This is a genomic window from Gemmatimonadota bacterium (assembly GCA_016714015.1).
Taxonomy (GTDB): Bacteria; Gemmatimonadota; Gemmatimonadetes; order Gemmatimonadales; family Gemmatimonadaceae; genus Pseudogemmatithrix.
On the sequence record JADJNZ010000001.1, the window covers coordinates 752,467 to 773,385 of the forward strand.

Annotated in this window: 22 protein-coding genes; 14 read left to right on the forward strand and 8 right to left on the reverse strand. The window is 71.3% G+C overall.

Going from position 1 to position 20,919, the window contains the following annotated elements; genetic code table 11:
- Positions 1 to 16 precede the first annotated feature (16 nt).
- The 9 genes from IPJ78_03205 (at position 17) to IPJ78_03245 (ending at position 9,091) form a co-directional block, all read left to right on the forward strand.
- On the forward strand, positions 17 to 2,029 hold the full coding sequence (locus IPJ78_03205; GenBank protein MBK7905549.1) for a histone deacetylase: 2,013 nt from the start codon (positions 17 to 19) through the stop codon (positions 2,027 to 2,029).
- Between the two features lie 20 nt (positions 2,030 to 2,049).
- Positions 2,050 to 2,943, forward strand: coding sequence for an alpha/beta fold hydrolase (locus IPJ78_03210; GenBank protein ID MBK7905550.1), 894 nt, complete (start codon positions 2,050 to 2,052; stop codon positions 2,941 to 2,943).
- A 1-nt stretch (position 2,944) separates the two neighbouring features.
- Positions 2,945 to 3,406 (forward strand): hypothetical protein, encoded by a 462-nt coding sequence (locus IPJ78_03215; protein ID MBK7905551.1) that lies wholly within the window; start codon positions 2,945 to 2,947, stop codon positions 3,404 to 3,406.
- 87 nt (positions 3,407 to 3,493) lie between these two features.
- Positions 3,494 to 5,224, forward strand: coding sequence for a hypothetical protein (locus IPJ78_03220; GenBank protein ID MBK7905552.1), 1,731 nt, complete (start codon positions 3,494 to 3,496; stop codon positions 5,222 to 5,224).
- Between the two features lie 5 nt (positions 5,225 to 5,229).
- Complete coding sequence (nth, locus tag IPJ78_03225; GenBank protein ID MBK7905553.1) at positions 5,230 to 5,901, forward strand: endonuclease III; 672 nt, start codon at positions 5,230 to 5,232, stop codon at positions 5,899 to 5,901.
- 11 nt (positions 5,902 to 5,912) lie between these two features.
- Positions 5,913 to 6,395 (forward strand): hypothetical protein, encoded by a 483-nt coding sequence (locus IPJ78_03230; GenBank protein ID MBK7905554.1) that lies wholly within the window; start codon positions 5,913 to 5,915, stop codon positions 6,393 to 6,395.
- Positions 6,396 to 6,470: 75 nt separating this feature from the next.
- Positions 6,471 to 6,929: a peptidylprolyl isomerase gene (locus IPJ78_03235; protein ID MBK7905555.1), complete on the forward strand. Its 459-nt coding sequence runs from the start codon at positions 6,471 to 6,473 to the stop codon at positions 6,927 to 6,929.
- Positions 6,930 to 6,987: 58 nt separating this feature from the next.
- A complete protein-coding gene (locus IPJ78_03240) occupies positions 6,988 to 7,152 on the forward strand; it encodes a hypothetical protein (protein ID MBK7905556.1) in 165 nt (54 codons plus the stop codon).
- A gap of 1 nt (position 7,153) precedes the next feature.
- Positions 7,154 to 9,091 carry a heavy metal translocating P-type ATPase gene (locus IPJ78_03245; protein MBK7905557.1) on the forward strand — a complete coding sequence of 646 codons (1,938 nt, stop codon included), beginning with the start codon at positions 7,154 to 7,156 and terminating at the stop codon, positions 9,089 to 9,091.
- On the opposite strand, the gene ccoS is transcribed toward IPJ78_03245, so the two are convergent.
- The 8 genes from ccoS to ccoN are packed head-to-tail and all read right to left on the reverse strand — an operon-like array spanning position 9,012 to position 17,293.
- Positions 9,012 to 9,203 carry a cbb3-type cytochrome oxidase assembly protein CcoS gene (ccoS, locus tag IPJ78_03250; protein ID MBK7905558.1) on the reverse strand — a complete coding sequence of 64 codons (192 nt, stop codon included), beginning with the start codon at positions 9,201 to 9,203 and terminating at the stop codon, positions 9,012 to 9,014. The genes IPJ78_03245 and ccoS overlap by 80 nt on opposite strands.
- Positions 9,200 to 11,632, reverse strand: a complete 2,433-nt coding sequence (gene cadA / locus IPJ78_03255; GenBank protein ID MBK7905559.1) for a cadmium-translocating P-type ATPase — start codon at positions 11,630 to 11,632, stop codon at positions 9,200 to 9,202. The genes ccoS and cadA overlap by 4 nt, the downstream gene beginning before the upstream one ends.
- Positions 11,610 to 12,332: a sulfite exporter TauE/SafE family protein gene (locus tag IPJ78_03260; GenBank protein ID MBK7905560.1), complete on the reverse strand. Its 723-nt coding sequence runs from the start codon at positions 12,330 to 12,332 to the stop codon at positions 11,610 to 11,612. The genes cadA and IPJ78_03260 overlap by 23 nt, the downstream gene beginning before the upstream one ends.
- Before the next feature lie 7 nt (positions 12,333 to 12,339).
- Entirely contained in the window at positions 12,340 to 12,834 is a 495-nt protein-coding gene (locus tag IPJ78_03265) for a FixH family protein (GenBank protein ID MBK7905561.1), read from the reverse strand.
- Positions 12,834 to 14,210 (reverse strand): cytochrome c oxidase accessory protein CcoG, encoded by a 1,377-nt coding sequence (ccoG, locus tag IPJ78_03270; GenBank protein MBK7905562.1) that lies wholly within the window; start codon positions 14,208 to 14,210, stop codon positions 12,834 to 12,836. The genes IPJ78_03265 and ccoG overlap by 1 nt, the downstream gene beginning before the upstream one ends.
- A gap of 10 nt (positions 14,211 to 14,220) precedes the next feature.
- A complete protein-coding gene (locus tag IPJ78_03275) occupies positions 14,221 to 14,787 on the reverse strand; it encodes a c-type cytochrome (protein ID MBK7905563.1) in 567 nt (188 codons plus the stop codon).
- Between the two features lie 26 nt (positions 14,788 to 14,813).
- Positions 14,814 to 15,008, reverse strand: a complete 195-nt coding sequence (locus tag IPJ78_03280; GenBank protein ID MBK7905564.1) for a CcoQ/FixQ family Cbb3-type cytochrome c oxidase assembly chaperone — start codon at positions 15,006 to 15,008, stop codon at positions 14,814 to 14,816.
- Positions 15,005 to 17,293, reverse strand: a complete 2,289-nt coding sequence (gene ccoN / locus IPJ78_03285) for a cytochrome-c oxidase, cbb3-type subunit I (protein ID MBK7905565.1) — start codon at positions 17,291 to 17,293, stop codon at positions 15,005 to 15,007. Before ccoN ends, IPJ78_03280 begins: the two co-directional genes overlap by 4 nt.
- Positions 17,294 to 17,525: 232 nt before the next feature.
- On the opposite strand from ccoN, the gene IPJ78_03290 reads away from it, so the two are divergent.
- The 5 genes from IPJ78_03290 (at position 17,526) to IPJ78_03310 (ending at position 20,889) form a co-directional block, all read left to right on the forward strand.
- Positions 17,526 to 18,113 carry an HDIG domain-containing protein gene (locus IPJ78_03290; GenBank protein MBK7905566.1) on the forward strand — a complete coding sequence of 196 codons (588 nt, stop codon included), beginning with the start codon at positions 17,526 to 17,528 and terminating at the stop codon, positions 18,111 to 18,113.
- Between the two features lie 105 nt (positions 18,114 to 18,218).
- Positions 18,219 to 18,815 (forward strand): sigma-70 family RNA polymerase sigma factor, encoded by a 597-nt coding sequence (locus tag IPJ78_03295; protein MBK7905567.1) that lies wholly within the window; start codon positions 18,219 to 18,221, stop codon positions 18,813 to 18,815.
- Positions 18,812 to 19,183: a hypothetical protein gene (locus IPJ78_03300; GenBank protein MBK7905568.1), complete on the forward strand. Its 372-nt coding sequence runs from the start codon at positions 18,812 to 18,814 to the stop codon at positions 19,181 to 19,183. The genes IPJ78_03295 and IPJ78_03300 overlap by 4 nt, the downstream gene beginning before the upstream one ends.
- A 13-nt stretch (positions 19,184 to 19,196) precedes the next feature.
- The gene (locus IPJ78_03305) at positions 19,197 to 19,571 is read left to right on the forward strand and encodes a hypothetical protein (GenBank protein MBK7905569.1); all 375 of its coding nucleotides are present in this window, start codon (positions 19,197 to 19,199) and stop codon (positions 19,569 to 19,571) included.
- Positions 19,572 to 19,716: 145 nt separating this feature from the next.
- Positions 19,717 to 20,889 carry a TolC family protein gene (locus tag IPJ78_03310; GenBank protein ID MBK7905570.1) on the forward strand — a complete coding sequence of 391 codons (1,173 nt, stop codon included), beginning with the start codon at positions 19,717 to 19,719 and terminating at the stop codon, positions 20,887 to 20,889.
- The last annotated feature ends 30 nt before the right edge of the window (positions 20,890 to 20,919 follow it).

Genomic DNA, 20,919 nt, shown 5'->3' on the forward strand with positions numbered 1-20,919 from the left:
GCAGGCACTCAAGGCAATGCCCCAGCGCCGCCGCGTCCGGGGCGGTGGTGCACGCATCGAGCACGGCCTCGGCGCCGTCGATGCCGAACCGGTACAACGCGAGCTGGAGGCGCTCCACCGCCTCGAGGTCGTCGGCCCGCGCGTGACGGAGCACGGCGAGCTGTCGGAGGAGCACCGGTCGCGCGAGGCGGCGCACGGCGTGATTGAAGGCCTGACGTCGCTCGTCCGATGGGTCGGCCTCGATCTGCGCGAACTCGATCGCGAGCAACGCGGCGATCCCGAGGATGAGCGCCTCGTGCCGACCCTGCCGGAACGCGAGATCACAGTAGGTGACCATCTGCTCGAGGCCGAGCGCGCGTCGCTTGGGCTCGTCGGCGTGCTCGAGGATCGTGATGGCCGCGAGCAACGCCTCGTCGGTCGCCTCGGGGATCGCGAGCGCGCGCATGAGGCGCACGGGCGCGTCGCGAGGGACCGGCGGACCCGCGTCCGCCTCGCTCGGTTGCGGCAGCGCGCGCGGAGTCCGCCGGGCGGACGGGGTCTCGGCGATCGGCGCGGTCGGATCCGCGTTGGAGACCAGTGGGGCCGGCGCGGCCGCCGCCTCGCTGAGCGCCGGCCGCTCCTGGGTGTACCGTCGCGCCCGCAGCCGCCGCGGCAGCGCCTTCGCGTCGAGCACCGCGGCGCGCGACGCGAAGCGGGCGACGGGATCGCCGTCCCCCGGTGCGGCGGCGAGGAGGCGCGCCAGGTCGAGCAGGTCCGCTTGCGACGCACGCGGCGTCACCCCGAGCTCCTCGACCCCGTACGCCGCGAACCGCGCGGCCACTTCCGGCAACTCCACGGGGATCCCGTTCGCGAGCAAGCCGCCTTCCACGAGTGCGAACGTCACGGTCCCGCTCTTCGCCGCCTCGACCACGCTCCGGGCGGCATCGCGCAGCTCGAGCCCCCCCGCCGACGGGTCGAGCGCGAGCTGGACCAGTCTCGCGAAGCGCGAGACGAGTTCGGGGTTCGAGGTGGCGTCGCCGTCGGTCATGCCTGCTGGTATCCCTCGCGGTGTCCGGATAACATACGCGCGAGACCGCCTCGGCGTCCCGTCGGCGCCGCCCTGACGTCCGGACCCGGAGTCCCCCTGCCGCTCCACGCCTGGTCGAGCGCGCACTACGTGATCGCGCTTCCCGAAGCCCACCGCTTCCCGATCGCCAAGTACGCGTTGCTGCGCGACGCGGTGCTCGCGGAGGGCATCGTGCGCGCCGAGCACCTGCACGACCCGGCGCGCGCGCCGCTGGAGGACGTGCGGCGCGTGCACGATGCCGCGTATCTCGACCGTCTCGTCCGCGGGACCATGCCGGCCGCGGAGCAGCGGCTGGTCGGATTCCCCTGGAGCGAAGGGCTCGTGGAGCGGTCGTTCCGCGCGAGCGGAGGCACCCTCGAGGCCGCCGATCGCGCGCTCCGCGACGGCATCGCGATGAACCTCGCCGGCGGGACGCACCATGCGTTCGCCGACCGCGGCGAGGGGTTCTGCGTGCTCAACGACGTCGCGATCGCCGTGCGGGCGCTGCGCGCGGCCGGGCGCGTCGGCCGGGTGGCGATCATCGACCTCGACGTGCATCAGGGGAACGGCACGCACGCGCTCCTCGCGGCGGACGACGCGAGCTACACCTTCTCCATGCACGGGCGGCGGAACTACCCGTTCCGGAAGGTCGCCGGACGGCTCGACGTCGAACTCGAGGACGGCACGCAGGACACCGAGTACCTCGAACGGCTCTCGGCGGCCCTGCCCGGCGTCCTCGCGAGCGCGCGACCGGATCTCGTCTTCTACCTCGCGGGCGCCGATCCGCACGAGGGGGATGCGCTCGGCCGGCTCGCGCTCACCTTCGACGGGCTCATGAAGCGCGACGCGCTCGTGCTCGAGCTCGCGCGATCGATCGGCGTGCCGGTGGCGATCGCGATCGCCGGCGGCTATGGTCGGGACATCCGCGACACCGTGCGCGTCCACTGCAACACGGCGCGCATCGCGCGCGACTTCCTCGCCTGACGCACCTCCACGAGACCTCCGTGCCCCCGATCCCGCCGCCACTCGCCGAAGGGTTCACGACCACCACCGCGGTGCCGCTCTACTGGAGCCGCTACGCGCCGCGCGCGCCGTTCAGCCGTCTCGTGGTGCTGCATGGCGGACCGGGGGCACACCATGACTACCTGCTCCCGCAGATGCTCGACCTCGCGCAGGAGCGTGCCTGCCTCTTCTACGACCAGCGAGGGGGCGGCCGGTCGAAGACCGACGATCGCACGCCGATCACCTGGCGGACGCACGTGGACGATCTCACGGCGGTCATCGCCGAGCTGGCGCCCGGGCCACTGACGCTCGTCGGCTACTCGTGGGGGGCGCTGCTGGCGATGCTCTACGCCACGGAGGCACAGGCGGGTCGAGCCGGTCCGGAGCCGGTCCGGCTCGTGCTGCTCGACCCCGCCCCCATCTCGCGCGCGTTCCGCGACCGTTTCGAGGCGGAGTTCGCCGCTCGCCAGTCGGGACCGGCGATCACAGCGCTACGCGATGCGCTCGCGGCGAGCGGCCTTCGCGAGTCCGACCCGGCGGCCTACAAGCAGCGGACCTTCGAGCTGAGCGTCGCCGGGTACTTCGCCGACCCGTCGCGCGCGCGCGACCTGACGCCGTTCCGCGTGACCGGCCGGGTCCAGCAGTCGGTCTGGGAGTCCCTGGGCGACTTCGACCTCACGCCCGCACTGCGTGACCTTCGCCTCCCCTCGCTGGTCGTACATGGGAAGCAGGACCCCATCCCGCTGGCGTCCGCACAGGCGTGCGCCGAGGCACTCTCGGCGCACGCCTGCTGGCTGGACGACTGCGGCCACGTACCCTACGTCGAGCAGCCGGCAGCGCTCTTCTCGGCGGTGCGCGACTTCCTGTACGACACCGAATCCCTCGTCCGAACCTGAGATGTCCCAGCACGACGAGATCGTCCAGCCGCACGTCGGCGTCATCGAACACAACGGGCACCGCTACACGGTGTCCGTGCGCATCGTGTGGGACGGCATCGAGTATGTCGGCCGGCTCTGGTTCGCGGACGAAGGGTGGGATGACCTCGGCATCCCGGATCGCGGCGCCTTCCCGGGTCGGACGCGCGACGAGGTGATCGTGCAGGCGAAGCGGCTCACCGAGCCGGACATGGTGAAGCGCTACAAGCGCGCCCTCGCCGAGAAGCGCCGCTACTCCGGGCTCCGCAAGCACACCGAGGAGATCCTCGCGAAGATCCGCTACCTCAACCAGGTGGCCGTCTCGATGCGCGCCGGACTGCTCGATGTCGATGGCGCGGCGCAGGAGATCGACCTCACGGAGCAGCAGCTGCACGGGCTGATCGCCGAGCTCGGGAAGCACGCAGGGATCGAACAGGGGAGCTGACGGGACGGGCCCGAGGGTGACAGGATGAGGCCCGCCGTGCGGCCGAGCTTCATCCTTCCACCTTCAGCCTTGCCTTAGCTTTCCCCCATGGACTCCCGCTCCGCCGCCCACCTGCTCCACGAGATCGTCGCGCTGCTCGAGCTGCAGGGCGAGGATCCCACGGTGCCGGCGCCGTACGCCGACGCGGCGCGCGCACTCGCCGCGGCCGATGCGCAGCCCATCGCCGACCTGCTGCGCCGCGACAAGCGGCGCTTCGCCCCCGAGGTCCTCGAGGTCCTCGAGGAGCTGAAGGCGACCGGCGAATCGACGCTCCTCGACCGCCTGCGCGAATCCACGCCGGAAGGGCTCTTCGAGATGATGCGCGTGCCGGGCCTCGGCCCGTCGCGCATCCGCCGGATCCACGAAGGACTGGGCATCGACACGCTGCAGGATCTCGAGGAAGCGGCGCGCGACGGCCGCCTCGCCAAGCTCCCCCGCTTCGGGGCGCGAACCGCGGAGCAGGTGCTTCGCGGCATCGCCTGGCTCAAGGAGAGCGGCGCGCGGATCCTGCTGCCGCATGGGCGCGCCGAGGCGGAACGTCTCCTCGCCGTGGTGCGCCGGCAGCCGGGGGTCGTCCGGGCCGAGATCGCCGGGGCCGTGCGCCGTCACTGCGAGACGGTGAGCGAGATCGAGATCGTCGCGGCCTGCGCGCGCGAGCCCGAGGCCGTCGCGGCCGCCCTCGCGCGCGCGCCTGGCGTCCGCGACTCGGTCGGGAGCGGGACGCGCGAGGTCGCCATCCGCTATGACGACGGCATCCGGCTCGTCCTGCAGGCGGTCCCCGCCGACCAGTTCGTGGTGACCTGGTTCCGCGCGACCGGCAGCGAGTCGCACGTCGATGAGGTGAGCGCGCGCGCCGCGCGCCGCGGGCTCACCCTCGCGGCGCATGGCCTGCACCGCGCGGACGGCACCGTCGTCGAGCTCGCCGATGAGCCGGCGCTGTACGCGGCCGTCGGATTGCCCTGGCTCCCGCCGGAGCTCCGCGAGGGCCTCGGCGAGGCGGAGGCCGCCGCCGACGGCACGCTCCCGCGGCTCATCGACGCGGGGGACATCACCGGAGTGCTGCACTGCCACTCGCAGTACTCCGACGGCGGCGCGACCATCGCCGAGCTCGCCGCCGCCGCACGGGCCCGCGGCTGGACCTACCTCGGCGTGAGCGACCACTCGCAGTCGGCGTTCTACTCGGGCGGCCTCACCGTCGAGTCGCTCCAGCGGCAGCACGACGAGATCGACGCCATCAACGCGAGCTTCTCCGACTTCCGCGTCCTCAAGGGCGTCGAGGCCGACATCCTGCCGTGCGGGCGCATCGACTATCCGGTCGACGTGCTCGACCGTTTCGACTACGTGATCGCGAGCGTGCACTCGCGCTTCGGCATGAACGAGTCGCAGATGACCGAGCGCGTGCTCAAGGCGCTCGAGGACCCGCACATGGCCATCCTCGGCCATCCCACCGGCCGCCTGCTCCTCACGCGAGAACCCTACGCGATCGACATGGACGCCGTGATGCAGCGCGCCGGCGAGCTCGGCGTCGCCATCGAGCTCAACGCCGACCCGCACCGGCTCGACCTCGACTGGCGGCTCGCCAGGTCGGCGGGCGCGCACGGGGCGCGCATCGAGATCGGACCCGACGCGCACTCGGTCGACGGCCTCGAGAACATCCACCTCGGCATCGGCATGGCCCGGAAGGCCTGGCTCACCCCCGCCGACGTGATCAACACGCGCTCGGCGGCGGCCGTCGTCGACTTCGCGACGAGGCGCCGCCTGGCGCGCGCGTCGGCCTGACGCGCATGGCCACCGGACGCCGACGCCCCCGCCTGCTGCGGGGCGACGCGCTCGTCGCGCACGCGCGCGAGATCCAGCGACGCCTCGCCGCGGCCTACCCTGACGCGCATTGCGAGCTCGACCACCGGAACCCGTTCGAGCTCGCCGTCGCCACCGTGCTCTCGGCCCAGTGCACCGACAAGCGCGTGAACCTCGTGACCCCGGAGCTCTTCCGTCGCTGGCCCGACCCGTGGGCCCTCGACGCCGCGGCCATCGAGGACGTGGAAGAGGTCATCCGGAGCACCGGCTTCTTCCGCAACAAGGCCCGGTCCATCAAGGGCCTCGCGCGGGAACTCGTCGCGGAACACGACGGCACGCTACCGAGTACGATGGAAGCCCTGGTGGCCCTCCCCGGCATCGGTCGCAAGACCGCGAACGTCGTCCTCGGCAACGCGTTCGAGAAGAACGAAGGCATCGTGGTCGACACGCACGTCGCGCGACTCTCCGCGCGATTCGGCCTGACGAGGTCGACCGATGCGGTGCGGATCGAACGGGCCCTCATGCCGCTGTTCGAGCGCGACACCTGGGCACAGCTCTCCCACCTGATGATCTGGCACGGTCGCCGTACCTGCGACGCCCGCCGCCCGAAGTGCAACGACTGCGTCCTCGTGGACGTCTGTCCCTCCGCGAACCCTTGAACCCGCGTCCCGTGTCCCTCGCCGCCCAGCTCCGCGCGCGTCCCGTCCTCGCCGGCATCACCCTGCTGCTCCTCGCGGGTCCGGCCGTCGCCGCCTGCGCCCCCAAGCCGCCGGTCGCGACCGCCCCGCAACTCCTCGCGCCGCCGGCCGACCCCTGCGTCCTCGCGCGCGAGGATGCCGCCCGGGATCCCCGGCTCGACGTCGAGCGCGTCCCCTCCCCGCTGAAGATGGATCCGGCACCGATCAAGACCCCGGTGCCCCGCACCGTCGTCCGCGCGACGCGCGGCACCGCCATCCGTGCGGAGGTCCTCGTGGACACGCTCGGCAAGCCGGACATGACGACCTTCGCCATGCTCGAGACCCCGCACGCCTACTACGCGACGAACCTCAAGGCGGCGATCGGCAAGTGGACCTTCGAGCCCGCCATCCGCAACGGGTGCAAGGTGCCCCGCTACTACCAGTTCATCGTGAACCTGGGCCCCCGCCCCCGGTAGGCAGGTCCGAGGGCGGCCGCTAGATTTCACGGGTCCCCTGCTGCCCTCTCCCTACGGCCTTCTGCCTTCTCTCCCTTGAAAACCGCCACGTTCGAGACCAACAAGGGCACCATCGTCGCCGAGCTCTTCGAGCAGGACGCACCCGGCACGGTCGCCAACTTCGAGAAGCTCGCGAACGCGAACTTCTACGACATGATCCGCTTCCATCGCGTGATCCCCGAGTTCGTCGTGCAGGGCGGCTGCCCGAACGCCCGCATCGGTGCGACGCCGAAGGGCCCGCCGGGCACCGGCGGCCCGGGCTGGCAGATCAAGTGCGAGACGAAGGGCAATCCCCAGACGCACAAGGTGGGCGCACTCTCCATGGCGCACGCCGGCAAGGATACCGGCGGCTCGCAGTTCTTCATGGTCCTCTCCGAGGGCAACACCCGCCATCTCAACGGCGTGCACACCGTCTTCGGACAGATCACCAGCGGCCTCGACGTGATGACCCAGCTGACGGACAAGGACCACATGGTCTCGGTCCGCGTGAGCTGACCTCGGCGCACACGCCATCGCCTCCATCCTTCCCCCTGCCACCTCCATCCCCCCGCTCATGACCGCTGGAACTCCGATGGCCGGCCGCGACACCGCCGCCGCCTTCAAGGGCCTGATCCTCGGCGCCGTCTTCGTCGCGATCGTCGTCGTGACGGTCACGATGCTCACGAACAAGAAGTTCGCGGACCACGAAGCGACCCCGGCCGCCGCCGAGTCGCATTAGCGTGACGACGCCCTCCGCGGCGTCGACCGAGCGCCCCGGGCCCCCGTCGGGGTTCGGGGCGCTTCCGTTCCCCATATCCGAGGCCGTCATCCCCGCGCTCACGCTCGGCGCGGTCATCCTCGGCCTCGTGATGCACCTCGTGCCCGCGGCCGATCCGTGGGCACCGACCTTCCTGATGACCGCGCTCGTGCTCCTCGGCGCGCCGGTCGTCTTCCAGACCATCCGCGGCATGCTGCGCGGAGAGTTCGCCGCCGACGTCGTCGCGATGCTCGCCATCGTCACGGCGGTCGTCCTGCGCGAGCCGTTCGCCGGGCTCGTGATCGTCCTCATGCAGACCGGCGGGGAGCTCCTCGACGCCTACGCCGAGGGCCGCGCCTCCGACGCGGTGCGCGAACTCGAGGCCGCGGCCCCGCGCATCGCGCACCGCCTTCGCGGGGCGAACGCCGCCGACGGCGTTGACGACGTCGCGTCGGACGTGGTGGTCATCGGTGACCGCCTCCTCATCCGCCCGGGCGAGATGATCCCCTGCGACGGCGAGGTCGTCGAGGGGAACACCTCGCTCGACACCTCACGCATCACCGGCGAGCCGCTCCCCGAGCGCGTCGGCCCGGGGGCCCATGTCCGCTCGGGCGTCGTCAACACCTCCTCGCCGCTCGTAGTGCGCGCCACCGCCAAGGCCAGCGAGTCGCTCTACGCCAGGATCGTCGAGCTCGTCCGGTCCGCGCAGGGGGAGAAATCCCCCATCCAGCGGATGGCCGACCGGTGGGCCGTCTGGTTCACGCCGATCACGCTCGTCGCCTGTGCCATCGCCTGGTTCGCCTCCGGTGACGCCTCGCGCGTGCTCGCGGTGCTCGTCGTGGCCACGCCCTGCCCGCTTCTGCTCGCGACCCCGGTCGCCGTCATCGGCGGCATCAATCGCGCGGCGCGGCGGCAGATCATCGTGCGCAACGGCGCGGCCCTCGAGCTGCTCGCGCGCGTCGACACCGCGGTCTTCGACAAGACCGGCACGCTCACGCACGGGCGCCCGGCGGTGATCGCGGTGGAGCCCTTCGCCGGCGGCGATGCCGGCGAACTGCTCCGCTTCGCGGCGGCGATCGAGATGGGCAGCGGTCATCTCCTCGCGCGCTCCGTCATGGCCGAGGCGAACGAGCGGTCGCTCGACATCCCGCCTGCCACCGGGATCGTCGAGCATGCGGGCCGCGGCGTGACCGGCACCGTGAACGGGCTGCGCGTCGCCGTGGGCAATCGCGCCTTGGTCGCCGCCGAGCACCCCGACGCGCAGGCGACGCTCGACGCGCACGCCCCCACCGCCACCAACGGTCTCCGCGCCTACGTCGCCGTCACCCGGGCTTCGGGCGGCGTTCTCACCGGGGTCATCACGTTCGGCGACCGCATGCGCGCCGACCTCAAGCCGTTCATCGCCCGCCTCGACGCGCTCGGGCTCACGCGCACCGTGCTCCTCTCGGGCGACCATGTCGAGAACGTGAAGCCCGTCGCTGAAGCGCTCGGCATCACCGAGGCGCGCGGCGACCTCATGCCCGACGACAAGGTCGCGGCGGTGAAGGCGCTCGAGGCCTCGGGCCGGCGCGTGCTGATGATCGGCGATGGCACCAACGACGCGCCCGCCCTCTCGGCCGCGACGGTCGGCGTCGCGCTCGCGGCGCATGGCGGCGGCATCTCCGCCGAGGCGGCCGGCGTGGTCCTCCTCGCCGACGACGTCACTCGCGTCGAGGATGCGGTGATGATCGGTCAGCGCGCGGTGATGATCGCGCGGCAGAGCATCGTCTGGGGGCTCGCGCTCTCCGGCGCGGCGATGGTCGTGGCGGCCTTCGGCTACATCCCGCCCACGGCCGGCGCACTCATTCAGGAGGCGATCGATGTGGCGGTGATCCTGAATGCCCTGCGCGCGGCGCAGGGTCCTCGTGCAGGATCCGCATAGCCGGCGTGGTCAGGTCGTCGAACTGCCCGCTCTTGCTCGACCAGGCATAGGCCCAGACGAACGCGATCACGAGCACGACCGCGATCGGGATCAACAGGTACAGGACGCTCATGCCGCGCTCCGCGAGGGGGTGGTGAACGTCCGGCTCCGCCACGCGCCGAGGATCGCGGTCACCGAACTCACCGGCATGAGGATCGCCGCGACGATCGGATCGAGCAAGCCCAGCATCGCCAGGGTCACGGCGAAGAGGTTGTAGCCGAGCGCGATCGCCATGTTGCGGCGGATGATGCGCGTCGTGCGCCGCGAACCGTCGAGCAGGTCGGTGAGCGCGGCGACTCCGCCCGTCGCGAGATAGACATCCGCGGCGGCCATCGACGCCTCGGCGCCTCCGCGGACCGCGATCCCCACCGTCGCCGCGGAGATCGCGGCGGCATCGTTCACGCCGTCGCCCACCATCACCACGGGTCCGGCCGCGCGCGCCGCGAGCACCGCTTCCCGCTTCCGTTCCGGCGTGGCGCCACCCTCGCCCTCCTGCGGATCGAGCCCGAGCGCGACCGCCACATGCGCCACGACCGGCGCGGCGTCCCCGCTGAGGATGCGCACGCGCCAGCCCGCCCGTTGCATCGCCGTCACCGCGTTCCGCGCCTCGGCCCGCAGTGGGTCGCCGAACGCGGCGCGGCCCGCGACCGTGCCGTCCACCGAGACGAGCACCGTCGTGCGGGTCGACTCCTCGACGTCGGCGTGGCCGAGTACCCAGGACGGACGCCCCACGCGCACGACCCGGCCCAGCACCGAGACCTCGACGCCGGCCCCCAGCGTCTCGCGCACGTCGTCCACCGCGGGCACCTCCACGTCGGGCCACGCCGCCGCGAACGCCGCCGCGACGGGGTGCCGCGAGTGCCGCTCCGCCGCGAGCACCAGCGGCTTGAGTGCGTCATCGCCGACCCAATCCTCGAGCGCGAGCCGTCCCTCGGTCAGCGTCCCGGTCTTGTCGACGAACAGCGTACCGTGTCCGGTGAGCGATTCGAGCGCCTGCCCGCCCTTGATGAGGATCCCGCGCGCCGCCGCCCGACCGATCGCGACCGTGAACGCGAGCGGCGTGGCCATCGCGAGCGCGCACGGACAGGTGACCACGAGGAGCGCGATCGCATGGTCGATCCCCGCCCCCACGTCGCGCGTCCACCAGAGCGCGACCGTCGCGGCGGCGAGCGAGAGCGAGCCCGCGATGAACCATCCCGCCATCCGGTCGGCGAAGAGCACCACGGGCGCACGCTCGCGCGCGCCCTGCTCCACGTCGCGGAGCAGGCGGCCGAGCCGGCTCTCCGACCCCGCCTGATCCACGCGCACGAGGAGCGTCGCCGAGAGGTTCGTCGTCCCGGCGAACACCGTCGCGCCCACCTGGACGGAGACCGGCCGCGATTCGCCGGTGAGGAGCGCGAGATCCATCGCCGAGTCGCCGCGGAGCACGGTGCCGTCCGCGGCGAGCGTGTCCCCGGCGCGCACCTCGAGGTCCATACCGGGCATCACGGCCTCGGTCGGGATCTCGCTCACCGTGCCGGTCCCGGGATCGACCACGCGCGCCGTCGCCGGCGCGAGCGCGCCGAGGAGCGCGGCGGCGTCGGCCGCGGTGCGCTGCGCCCGGTGTTGCAGGAACCGCCCCACGAGCAGCAGCAGGATGAGTGTCGCGACCGCATCGAAGTAGATGGGACCCGCGTCGCGTGCGGTGTTGATCGCGCCTTGCACCACGCCCGCGCCGAGCGCGATCGCGATCGGCACATCCATGTGCAGTCGGCCGAGCTTCACGGCCTGCCAGGCGCTTGTGAAGAAGACGCGCCCCGGCCAAGCCACGGCCGGGATGACCAGCACGAGGCTCATCCAGCGGAAGTACCGCTCGAACTCGGGTTCGATCCCGCCCATCATCCCGCTGTAGAGCGCCAGCGAGATCGCCATGACGTTCATCGCGATCGCCCCCGCCACGCCGATGCGCGTGAGCATCGTGCGCTCCTCCGCGCGACGGGCCTCGTCGGCGCCGCGACCGCGATACGGATGCGGCCGGTAGCCGAGCTGGTCGAGCGTGCGCGCGAGCGCGCTGAGCGTCGTGCGTTGCGGATCCCAGGTGAGACGGGCCAGCGCGCGCGTCACGTCGAGCTCGGCCTGGATCGCGCCCGCCACCGCCATCGGCATCCGCTCGACGAGCCAGACGCAGGACGCGCAGTGCACCCCTTCGAGGTAGAGCGCGATCTCCGCCGTGCCGTCGGCGCGCTGCGTGACATGCGCCGCCTGGAACGCCTCGTGGTCGAACTCGGCGAAGCTCCGGTCGCTCGCCGCCACGCGGGCGGTCTGCCGATCGGGGAGGGCGTAGAAGCCGTCGAGCCCGCTCTGCCGGATGATCGAGGCCGCCGTCTCGCAGCCGGCGCAGCAGTAGGTCGCGCCGTCGACCGTGCGCGCCTCACCCGGCGCGGCCGCGAGCCCGCAGTGCGCGCAGGTCACGGCCACCGCGGTCGCGCCGAGCGCGAGGTCAGCGGTGGTCGTGGAGGCCACGCGCGTCGGCCGCGGCACCCGCGGCATGGGCCGCGGGGGCGAATCGCCCGGCCACGGTGAGACCTCCGAGCACCACGAGCATGGCGGCCGTCAGGGCCGGCAGGTGCTTCCGCGCCGGGCCGAGGAGCCGCTGCGCCCCCAGTCCGACCGCCGTCATCATCGGCACGGTGCCGATCCAGAAGGCGGCCATGACGACGGCGCCACCGAGCGCACTCCCCGCGGCCGCGGAGGTCGCCACGAAGGCGTAGAGCCAGCCGCAGGGAAGCGCCGCGGTCAGCATCCCGATGGCGAGTCCGCGCACGGCAGGCGGGCGTTGCTGGACGGCGCGGACGCCGCGCGCGATCCGCGAGGCGAGCGCTGGCGGCACCGCGACCGCGGGCAGGCGCACACCGAACGTGCCCAGCAGCGTGGCGAGCCCCCACATGATGAGCAGCACCCCCGCGACGATCGCCGCGGGGCGCGTGATCCCGGCCACGGCACCGAGCTGATCGAGTCCGGCGCCGGCGGCCCCGGCGACCGCACCCAGGATCGCATACGAGACGAGGCGACCGAGGTTGTACGTGACCGTGCTTCGCAGGGCCGAGCGCCCCGAGGACGCGTCGCCGCCCGAGGCGAGGCAGGCGAAGCTGCCGCACATCCCCGCACAGTGGACGCTGCCGAGCAGCGCCGCGACGAAGACGGAGAGCGCGAGCGCGGTCACACGGGCCTCAGTCGCCCGGACGGGCGGCGAGGTCGGTGTGCCGGGTGTGGACGAAGTGCGCCGCGCCGCGCACGGCGGAGATCCGCACCTCCCAGAGGCCGCCGTGGGTGAGCGTCGGCTCGCCGACATAGCGCCCGTCGCCGAGGTCGCGCAGTGCGACCTCGACGTGTCGCGCCGCGTCGGCATTGTGGATGAGCGTCGCGGCCACCTGCGCCCCCGCGACGCCCCCGCCGACGGAGTCGGCGAGCTGGATCTCGAGCATCGCTGCCGCGCCGGTCGCACCGGTCAGCGAGACCTCCGCCCGCCACTTGAGCAGGTCGCTCGCCGCGCGCACCGCCATGGTGCTGTCCCACGCGACCGCCTTGCGGTAGTAGTCGGGCTCCACCACCGCGCCGTTCGCATCGCCGCTCGCCACGACCAGCATCCAGACGTTGACCCCGACGATCCCGCTCATCCCGAGCGCGAGCAGCAGCGGCCAGTACCAGCCCCGTTTCGCCGCCATCAGTCCTCCGGCCCCAGCAGCCGCCAGGTGAACTCTCGCGTGAAGGTGTCGCCATCCGTGAGACGGAAGCGGACCCGACGTTCGCCGCGCTCGAACCGTGTCGGCGACTGCACGACGAACACCGTCGTGGTGAGGGTGTGGCCAGCCTGCACCCGGACCGGGTTCTCCGGCGCGATGAGCCGCGCACCGGGCTCATCGACGTAGGTGATGGTGTACGCGCGGTCCTCGGCGGTACGGTTCGCGACCTTCAACCGCACCTGGTTCACCACGTCGCCGTTCGCCTCGATCGTGAACGGCGACCCGAGCCCGCCGAGCAAGGTGACGTCCGCGGGCGACCGCGTGAGGAGCGCGAAGACGAAGGCGCCGAAGAAGAGCGTGAACGCGATCGGGTACAGCACGGTGCGCACGCGCAGGATCCGCGGCGGGTTCCCCGCGAGCGACGCCTGCGAGGTGTAGCGGATGAGCCCCGGCGCCTTGTTGAGCTTCACCATGATCTCGTCGCAGGCGTCCGCGCACTGCGTGCAGTGGATGCACTCCATCTGCAGGCCGTCGCGGATGTCGATCCCCGTGGGGCAGGTGTTGGTGCACGCCTTGCACTCCACGCAGTCGCCGAGGCCGGTGCGCGCGCCACCGCCGTGCCCGCGCGGCTCGCCGCGGTTCCGATCGTAGGCGACGATCACCGACTGCTGGTCGAGCAGGGCCGACTGCCAGCGCCCGTAGGGGCACGCCACCAGGCAGGTCTGCTCCCGGAACCAGGTGAAGTCGAGGAAGACCGCGACCGTCGTCACCGCCATCACGAGGAATCCCGTGAGGTGGTCGAACGGCGAGCCGGCCATCCACTGCCGGAGCTGGTCGGAGCCCACGAAGTAGGCGAGGAAGGTGTTGCCCAGCACCGCGGAGAGGATCGCATAGACCCCGTACTTGACGAGGCGGCGCGGCGCGAAGTGCCGCCCCTCGCGGTCCAGCGCGCGGGACGCGCTCACGCCGCCCTCGATCAGTCGCTCGAGCGGACGGAAGATGAACTCCATCCAGACCGTCTGCGGACACCCCCAGCCGCACCAGACGCGACCGAAGAGCGCCGTGAGCAGGAAGACACCGATGAGCACGCTCACGAACAGCAGCATGAGCAGCAGCGTGTCGGTCGGCAGGAACGTGGTGCCGAAGAACGTGAACTCCCGGCGCGGGAGGTCGAGCAGCATCCACGGCTTCCCGTTCGCCCGCAGGTGCGGGATGAGCAGGAACAGCGCGATGAGCGCGTAGGCCACCGCGCGCCGGCGGACCAGCCACTTGCCCGTACTGGGCCTGGGGCGGATCCACCGGCGCGAGCCATCCTCGTTGAGCGTCGCGAGGACGCGGCCCGCCGTGGGTGCCGTCATGTGACCGCGGTCAGGCGCCCGACGGCGCCGCTGGCGTCGTGGTGACCGTGTCCACCGTCCCCTCCGGCGCCTTCGGGTTGGCGGGCGTCGTGCCCTTCAGCGAGATCACGTACGCGATGACGTTGTTCAGCTCGTCGGGCTTCAGCAGGCGCCCCCAGTTGGGCATGCCCTTCGCGAGGACCCCGTCGTCCACGACCTTGTGGATCGCGGACGGCGTGCCGCCATGGATCCACGCGGCGTCCGTCAGGTTGGGGCCGATCACTCCGCCGCCGTCCGGACCATGGCAGGCGACACAGTTCTTCGCGAAGACCTCCTTCCCGCTCGCCAACGCCGCAGGATCGGACGCGAGGGCGACGAGCGCCTCGGCCGAGATCACCGGAGTGGGCGGCGGGAGCGCCGCCTGATGCGCCGCCACGTCTGCCGTATACTCGGCGACGTTGCCGCCGTTCTCGCCCAGCATCCCCGGCGCGAAGTAGTAGAACGGCACGAAGATGATCGTGGCGTAGAAGATCCAGAGCCACCAGCGCGGCAGTGGATTGTCGTACTCCCGGATACCGTCGTACTCGTGCTCGAGCAGGCGATCGTCGTCGTTCTTGGCCACGGTCACTCCCTGGCCCGCTGCGCGGGCACGGCGTCGTCGTCGGAGAAGGGGAGCCGGGCGTCCGCCGCCTGCTGCGGCGCCGAGCCCGGGAGGAAGGTCCTCACCACGATCGCGAGGAATGCCAGCACGAAGAGCAGCAGCGCGACCATCGCATAGGTCGAGAGGCCGGCAGCGCTCATCACGTCGACGAGTTTCATGGCGTCCCTCCCGGGGCCGGGGTTCCCGGAACCGACGCGGTCGCCGCCGGCGCCTGCTGGATGTCCTTGCCCAGCCGTTGCAGGTACGCGATGATCGCGACGACCTCGCGGTCGGCCAGCCCCACCGGTCCGCCCGCCGCCTCGATCGCCGCTCCGATCGCCTGCGCCTGCTCACGCGCCATCGCCGGCGCGTTGTTCAGCGCGTCACCGTACGGCACACCCAGCATCGCCATCGCGTCCACGCGCGACTGGATCCCCTCGAAGTCCGTCGACCTCGCGAGCAGGTGCCCGTACGTCGGCATGATCGAGTTCTGCACCACCGAGCGCGGATCCTGGAAGTGCCGCACGTGCCAGAGGTCGGTCTTCTTCCCGCCCTCGCGCGCGAGGTCCGGCCCGATCCGGCGCGATCCCCAGAGGAACGGATGGTCGTACACGAACTCGCCCGGCTTGCTGTACTCGCCCCACCGCTCCGTCTCATGACGCAACGGGCGCACCATCTGCGAGTGGCAGTTGAAGCAGCCCTCGCGGATGTAGAGGTCGCGTCCCGCGAGCTCGAGCGGCGTGTACGGCTTCACGCTCGCGATCGTCGGCACGTTCGACCGCACCAGGAAGGTCGGGATGATCTCGGCGAGCGAGGCCACCACCACCGCGAGCACCACCATCACCGTGAAGACCAGCGGCGCGCCCTCCCAGCCGCGATGCCAGCGCGCGGCGGTGAAGCGGGCCCAGGCCCCCTCGCCGGCCGGGGCCGGGTGCGCGTCATGCCCCTGCTGCAGCGGCGCGGCCTGCACCAGCGGCACCTCGTACGTGGCCGGACGCGCCGCCCACGTCTTGAGGATGTTCCAGCCGAAGATCAGCATGCCGATGATGTACATCGTGCCGCCCGCCACGCGGACCCAGTACATCGGCATGAGCTTCATCACCGTCTCGACGAAGTCGGGGTACGCCAGGCGACCCGTCTCGTCGAACGCGCGCCACATCAGCCCCTGCGTGATGCCGGCCGAGTAGATCGCCGCCACGTAGAGCAGGATGCCGAAGGTCGCGATCCAGAAATGCAGCTCCGCCAGCTTCTTCGAGTGGAGAGGCGCCTGGAAGAGCCGCGGCGCCAGCCAGTAGATCATGCCGAACGTCAGGAAGCCGTTCCAGCCGAGCGCGCCGGTGTGCACGTGGGCGATGATCCAGTCGGTGTAGTGCGCCAGCGAGTTCACCGACTTCACCGAGAGCATCGGCCCCTCGAAGGTGCTCATGCCGTACGCGGTGATCGCGACGACCATGAACTTCAGCACCGGCTCCTCGGCGACCTTGTTCCACGCCCCGCGCAGCGTCAGCAGGCCGTTGATCATGCCGCCCCAGCTCGGCATCCACAGCATCACGGAGAACAGCATGCCGAGCGTCGACGCCCAGTCCGGCAGCGCCGTGTAGTGCAGGTGGTGCGGCCCCGCCCAGATGTACAGGAAGACGATCGTCCAGAAGTGGAGGATCGAGAGCTTGTACGAGAACACCGGCCGGTCGGCCGCCTTCGGCATGAAGTAGTACATCAGGCCGAGGAACGGCGTCGTGAGGAAGAACGCGACGGCGTTGTGACCGTACCACCACTGCATGAAGGCGTCCTGGACGCCCGCGTAGATCGAATAGCTCTTGAGCGGCCCCGCCGGGACGCTGAGGTTGTTGAAGATGTGCAGCACGGCGACCGTGACGATCGACGCGATGTAGAACCAGATAGCCACGTAGATGTGCTTCTCGCGCCGCTTCCGGAGCGTGCCGAAGAAGTTCACCGCGAAGGCCACCCAGACCACCGCGATCGCGAGGTCGATCGGCCACTCGAGCTCCGCGTACTCCTTGGCCTGCGTGAAGCCGAACGGCAGCGTCAGCGCGGCGGAGACGATGATCGCCTGCCAGCCCCAGAAATGGAACTTGCTCAGGCCGTCGGAGAACATCCGCGTCTTGAGCAGTCGCTGGGTGGAGTAGTAGATGCCGGTGAAGATCGCGTTGCCGGCGAAGGCGAAGATCACCGCATTGGTGTGCAGGGGGCGCAACCGGCCGAACGAGAACCACTCCAGGCCGAGATTGAACGCGGGGTTCGCGAGCTGCAGCGCGATCAGCAGGCCGACGAGGAACCCCACGAGACCCCAGATGAACGTCGCCCAGAGGAACTTCCGGACGATCGCATCATCATAGGAGAACGTGTCGAGATGCGGACTCATGCCCTTCTCCGGCGAGATGGGAGGGTACGCGACTCCCCGCCGGATGGGGGGGAGTCGGGGCGGCCCGTGGGGGCCGCACATGACGATGCCGCTCCGACCCCCCCGCAACTAGTCGGGGCCTACGTGGAATCTCCGTCAGGCGCATTCCCGCGCTCGTGTGCAGATTTCCCCTACACGGCGCCAGCTCCTTCCGCACTCCCCGGTGCCACCCCGGCGCGCATTAGCTTCGGGATGTCCAATGGACGGGTCGACCGCGTATCGCGGCCGGCCCGTCTCGCTTCCTCTCACTCGCGCCCACACCCCGATGTCCTCCCTGCCGTCCCGCGCCGACGCCCTCTCGCTCATGGAGTCCTGGACCTCCAGCGAGTCGCTCCGGAAGCACATGCTCGCCGTCGAGGCGGCCATGCGCGCGTACGCGCGCCACTACGGTGAGGACGAGGAGCGCTGGGGGCTGGCCGGCCTGCTGCACGACTTCGACTACGAACGGTTCCCCAACGCCGCCCAGGCCGCCGACGAGGAGCACCCGAGCGAAGGGGTCCGACATCTCCGGGGCCTCGGATGGCCCGAGGACATCCTCCAGGCGATCCTCGGTCACGCCCTCTTCACCGGCGTGGCACGCGAGTCCCGGATGGCGAAGGTGCTCTTCGCGGTCGATGAGCTCTGCGGCCTGATCACCGCGGCCGCGCTCGTCCGTCCGTCGCGAAGCGTGATGGACCTCGAGGCCGCGAGCGTGAGGAAGAAGATGAAGGACAAGGCATTCGCGCGGGGCGTGTCGCGCGACGACGTCATTAACGGTGCCGCCGACCTCTGCGTCGAACTGGACACGCACATCGCCTTCGTGATCGAGGCGATGCGCGCGAGCGCGCCCGCGCTCGGGCTGGCCGGCCCCGGGTCGGCGTGACGCCATTCCAGCCCGCTGGCCGACACCCAGGCATTCCCCCGTGCGCAGTCCCAACGCCCGCACGGCACACCGCGTACAGGAGGGCGTGACCAGTGAGTGCCTCGCATGACCGCCATCGCCCTGCCACTGCCGTGGGCGCATTCCGCCCGACCGTTCGTGACTGAGCGGCCGTCCGACGAGCGCGACCTCGTGCTCGCCGCCCAGCGCGGCGTCCACGAGGCCTTCTCGGAGCTCGTGCGACGGCACCAGCGGCGCGCGTACGTGGTCGCGCGCGCCATCGTGATCAATCACGAGGATGCGGAGGATGCGGTCCAGGAGGCATTTCTGCACGCGTACAAGGCGATCGACCGGTTCCTGCCGGACCAGGCCTTCGGGGCGTGGCTCCACCGGATCGTCGCCAACGCCGCGCTCGACGTCACGCGCCGCCGCAAGGTGCGCGACGCCGACGAACTCCCCGAGACGGTCGCCTCGCCGTTCCGGGACCCGGCCGAGTCCAGCGAACTGCGGACGAGACTGAAGCAGGCGCTCGAGACGCTCCCCGTGCGGCAACGCTCGGTGATCGTGCTGCACGATGTGGAAGGCTTCAAACATGCGGAGATCGGACGGATGCTCGACATCCCCGAGGGCACGGCCCGGTCCGATCTCCATTACGCCCGATCCCACCTGCGCCGCATCCTCGGCGAGGTGAGGAGTGGACTATGACCGACGAGATGCAGGGCCCCATGCTGGTGCGGGACGATGACCTCACGAACGAGCTGCGCGCGATCGTCGCGCCGCCCGACGCCCCCGGCTACTGGGACGCGCTCGAGCAGCGGATCATGGCGCGCATCGAGCGCGGGCAGGAGGAAGCGCGGTGGTGGGCCCTTCCGGACCGCCTCTATCGCCTCGGCATGATGGCCGCCGGGCTCATCCTCATCGTCGCCGGCTCCGTCTGGCTGCGCTCGCGCGCGGTCGAGACCCGGATGGCGTACGAGTCGGTGATCGAGACGCCCGAGGACCAGCCGCTGTTCGCGCGGCGCAACCCGCTCGACGAGCGCCCGGCAACCATGCGCGCGACTCGGGGCCACTAAGGAGCGCGGGACGATGACGCGAACCAAGGGACGGGCCCTGGCGTTCTACCTGCTCGCGATCGCGGCCGGGGCGGCCGCGGGCGTGACGGTGGACCGCTGGGTCCTCCGCGAACGGATCGTGAACGAGTGGGCCGACCCGCGGGCGATGCGCACCAAGCTCGCGGACGACCTGAAGATGAGCGCCGACCAGCGCGCCCGGCTCGACTCGATCCTCGACACCCGGAACCGGCGGTTCGACGAGCTGATGACGCCCATGCGTCCGCGGCTCGACTCGGTGACCGTCACCGCCCGGCAGCAGATCCGGGACCTGCTCACGCCCGAGCAGCAGACCGTCTATGACCAGATGCGGCGTGAGCGCGAAGCGCAGCGCCAGCGGGAGCGACAGTAGATGAAGGCGATGGTGAAGACCCTCGTGCGCGTGACGGCCCTCGCGGGCGCTCGCGATCCCGCCCGCGCTCGCCGCGCAGGGAGATGCACGCCCCATCACGCTCGACGAGGCCGTCCGCCTCGCGCGGCGCAACGCGCCCGCCTCCGTGCAGGCACGCAACCAGATCCGTTCCACCGCCGCCGCCGTCCGCACGCGGTATGGCGCGTTCCTGCCCACCCTCTCGTTCGGCGGCGGCGCGCAGACGCAGCAGGGCCAGCGCTACTCGGTCGACCTCGACTCGATCATCCGCCAGGACGCGCCCTGGCGCGCGAATCACAGCTTGAGCTCCAATCTCGACCTCTTCTCCGGCGGCCGCCGCTACTTCGATCTCATGACGGCGCGCGCGAACGTCGACGCCGCCGAGGCGACCGAGGTCTCGCAGTCGTTCGCCATCGCCCGCGACGTGAAGCAGCAGTACTTCGCCGTGCTCGCCGCGCGCGAACAGCAGGCCGCGGCCAAGGTCCAGCTCGAGCAGGCGCAGCAGCAGCTGCGCGCGGCCGTCGCGCGCGTCGCCGCCGGCGCGGCCACCATGTCCGACTCGCTCCGCTCCATCATCCAGGTCGGCAACGCACGCCTCGCCACGCTCAACGCTGACAACGCACTCGCGACCGCCAACGCCACGCTCTCTCGGCTCGTCGGGTCCGATGCCATCGTCACCGCCTCGGCGTCCGACACGGCGACCGTGGCGAGCATCTCCATGACCGACGCCCAGCTCTTCGACCTTGTCGAGCAGGGCCCGGCGGTGAAGCAATCGCAGGCGCAAGTCGCCGCCGCCAAGCAGGGCAAGCGCTCGGCACTCTCGCCCTACCTGCCGACCCTCTCGATGGGTCTGTCGCAGTCGTTCACCGCCACCGAGGACGGCTTCGGGTTCCTCGGTGACGGCCGCAACAAGAACCTGTCGACCAACCTGCGCCTGAGCTTCCCCCTCTTCAATGGTCTTTCGCGGGAGCAGCAGGTCGTCACCGCACGGATCGCCGAGGAGAACGCCGAGGCCAATCTGCGCGACGCCCGACTGAACGCGCGCCAGCAGATGGTCACGCAGCTGGGCGCCTTCCGCACCGCCGAGGCGCGTGTCGAGATCCAGCGGCAGTCGGTGGTCGCCGGTGAGGAGGACCTGCGCGTCCAGCAGGAGCGCTACAACCTCGGCGCCGGCACGCTGCTCGACCTCATGACCTCGCAGAGCACGCTCATCACCGCGCGGCAGGCGCTCATCCAGGCCCGCCTCGATGCCCGTACCGCCAAGGCGCAGCTCGAGGCGCTCGTCGGCCGGGATCTCTAGGACCGCACAGACGTTCGGTCCGTTCCGGCG

What these genes read in the sequence shown, in the direction of transcription:
- IPJ78_03305 (MBK7905569.1), top strand. Translation starts at nt 19,197, where the DNA reads ATGACGCGAACCAAGGGACGGGCCCTGGCGTTCTACCTGCTCGCGATC.
- IPJ78_03215 (MBK7905551.1), top strand. Translation starts at nt 2,945, where the DNA reads ATGTCCCAGCACGACGAGATCGTCCAGCCGCACGTCGGCGTCATCGAA.
- IPJ78_03220 (MBK7905552.1), top strand. Translation starts at nt 3,494, where the DNA reads ATGGACTCCCGCTCCGCCGCCCACCTGCTCCACGAGATCGTCGCGCTG.
- IPJ78_03280 (MBK7905564.1), bottom strand. Translation starts at nt 15,008, where the DNA reads ATGAAACTCGTCGACGTGATGAGCGCTGCCGGCCTCTCGACCTATGCG.
- IPJ78_03265 (MBK7905561.1), bottom strand. Translation starts at nt 12,834, where the DNA reads ATGGCGGCGAAACGGGGCTGGTACTGGCCGCTGCTGCTCGCGCTCGGG.
- IPJ78_03295 (MBK7905567.1), top strand. Translation starts at nt 18,219, where the DNA reads ATGACCGCCATCGCCCTGCCACTGCCGTGGGCGCATTCCGCCCGACCG.
- ccoS (MBK7905558.1), bottom strand. Translation starts at nt 9,203, where the DNA reads ATGAGCGTCCTGTACCTGTTGATCCCGATCGCGGTCGTGCTCGTGATC.
- ccoN (MBK7905565.1), bottom strand. Translation starts at nt 17,293, where the DNA reads ATGTGCGGCCCCCACGGGCCGCCCCGACTCCCCCCCATCCGGCGGGGA.
- ccoG (MBK7905562.1), bottom strand. Translation starts at nt 14,210, where the DNA reads ATGACGGCACCCACGGCGGGCCGCGTCCTCGCGACGCTCAACGAGGAT.
- IPJ78_03300 (MBK7905568.1), top strand. Translation starts at nt 18,812, where the DNA reads ATGACCGACGAGATGCAGGGCCCCATGCTGGTGCGGGACGATGACCTC.
- IPJ78_03205 (MBK7905549.1), top strand. Translation starts at nt 17, where the DNA reads ATGCCCCAGCGCCGCCGCGTCCGGGGCGGTGGTGCACGCATCGAGCAC.
- IPJ78_03240 (MBK7905556.1), top strand. Translation starts at nt 6,988, where the DNA reads ATGACCGCTGGAACTCCGATGGCCGGCCGCGACACCGCCGCCGCCTTC.
- nth (MBK7905553.1), top strand. Translation starts at nt 5,230, where the DNA reads ATGGCCACCGGACGCCGACGCCCCCGCCTGCTGCGGGGCGACGCGCTC.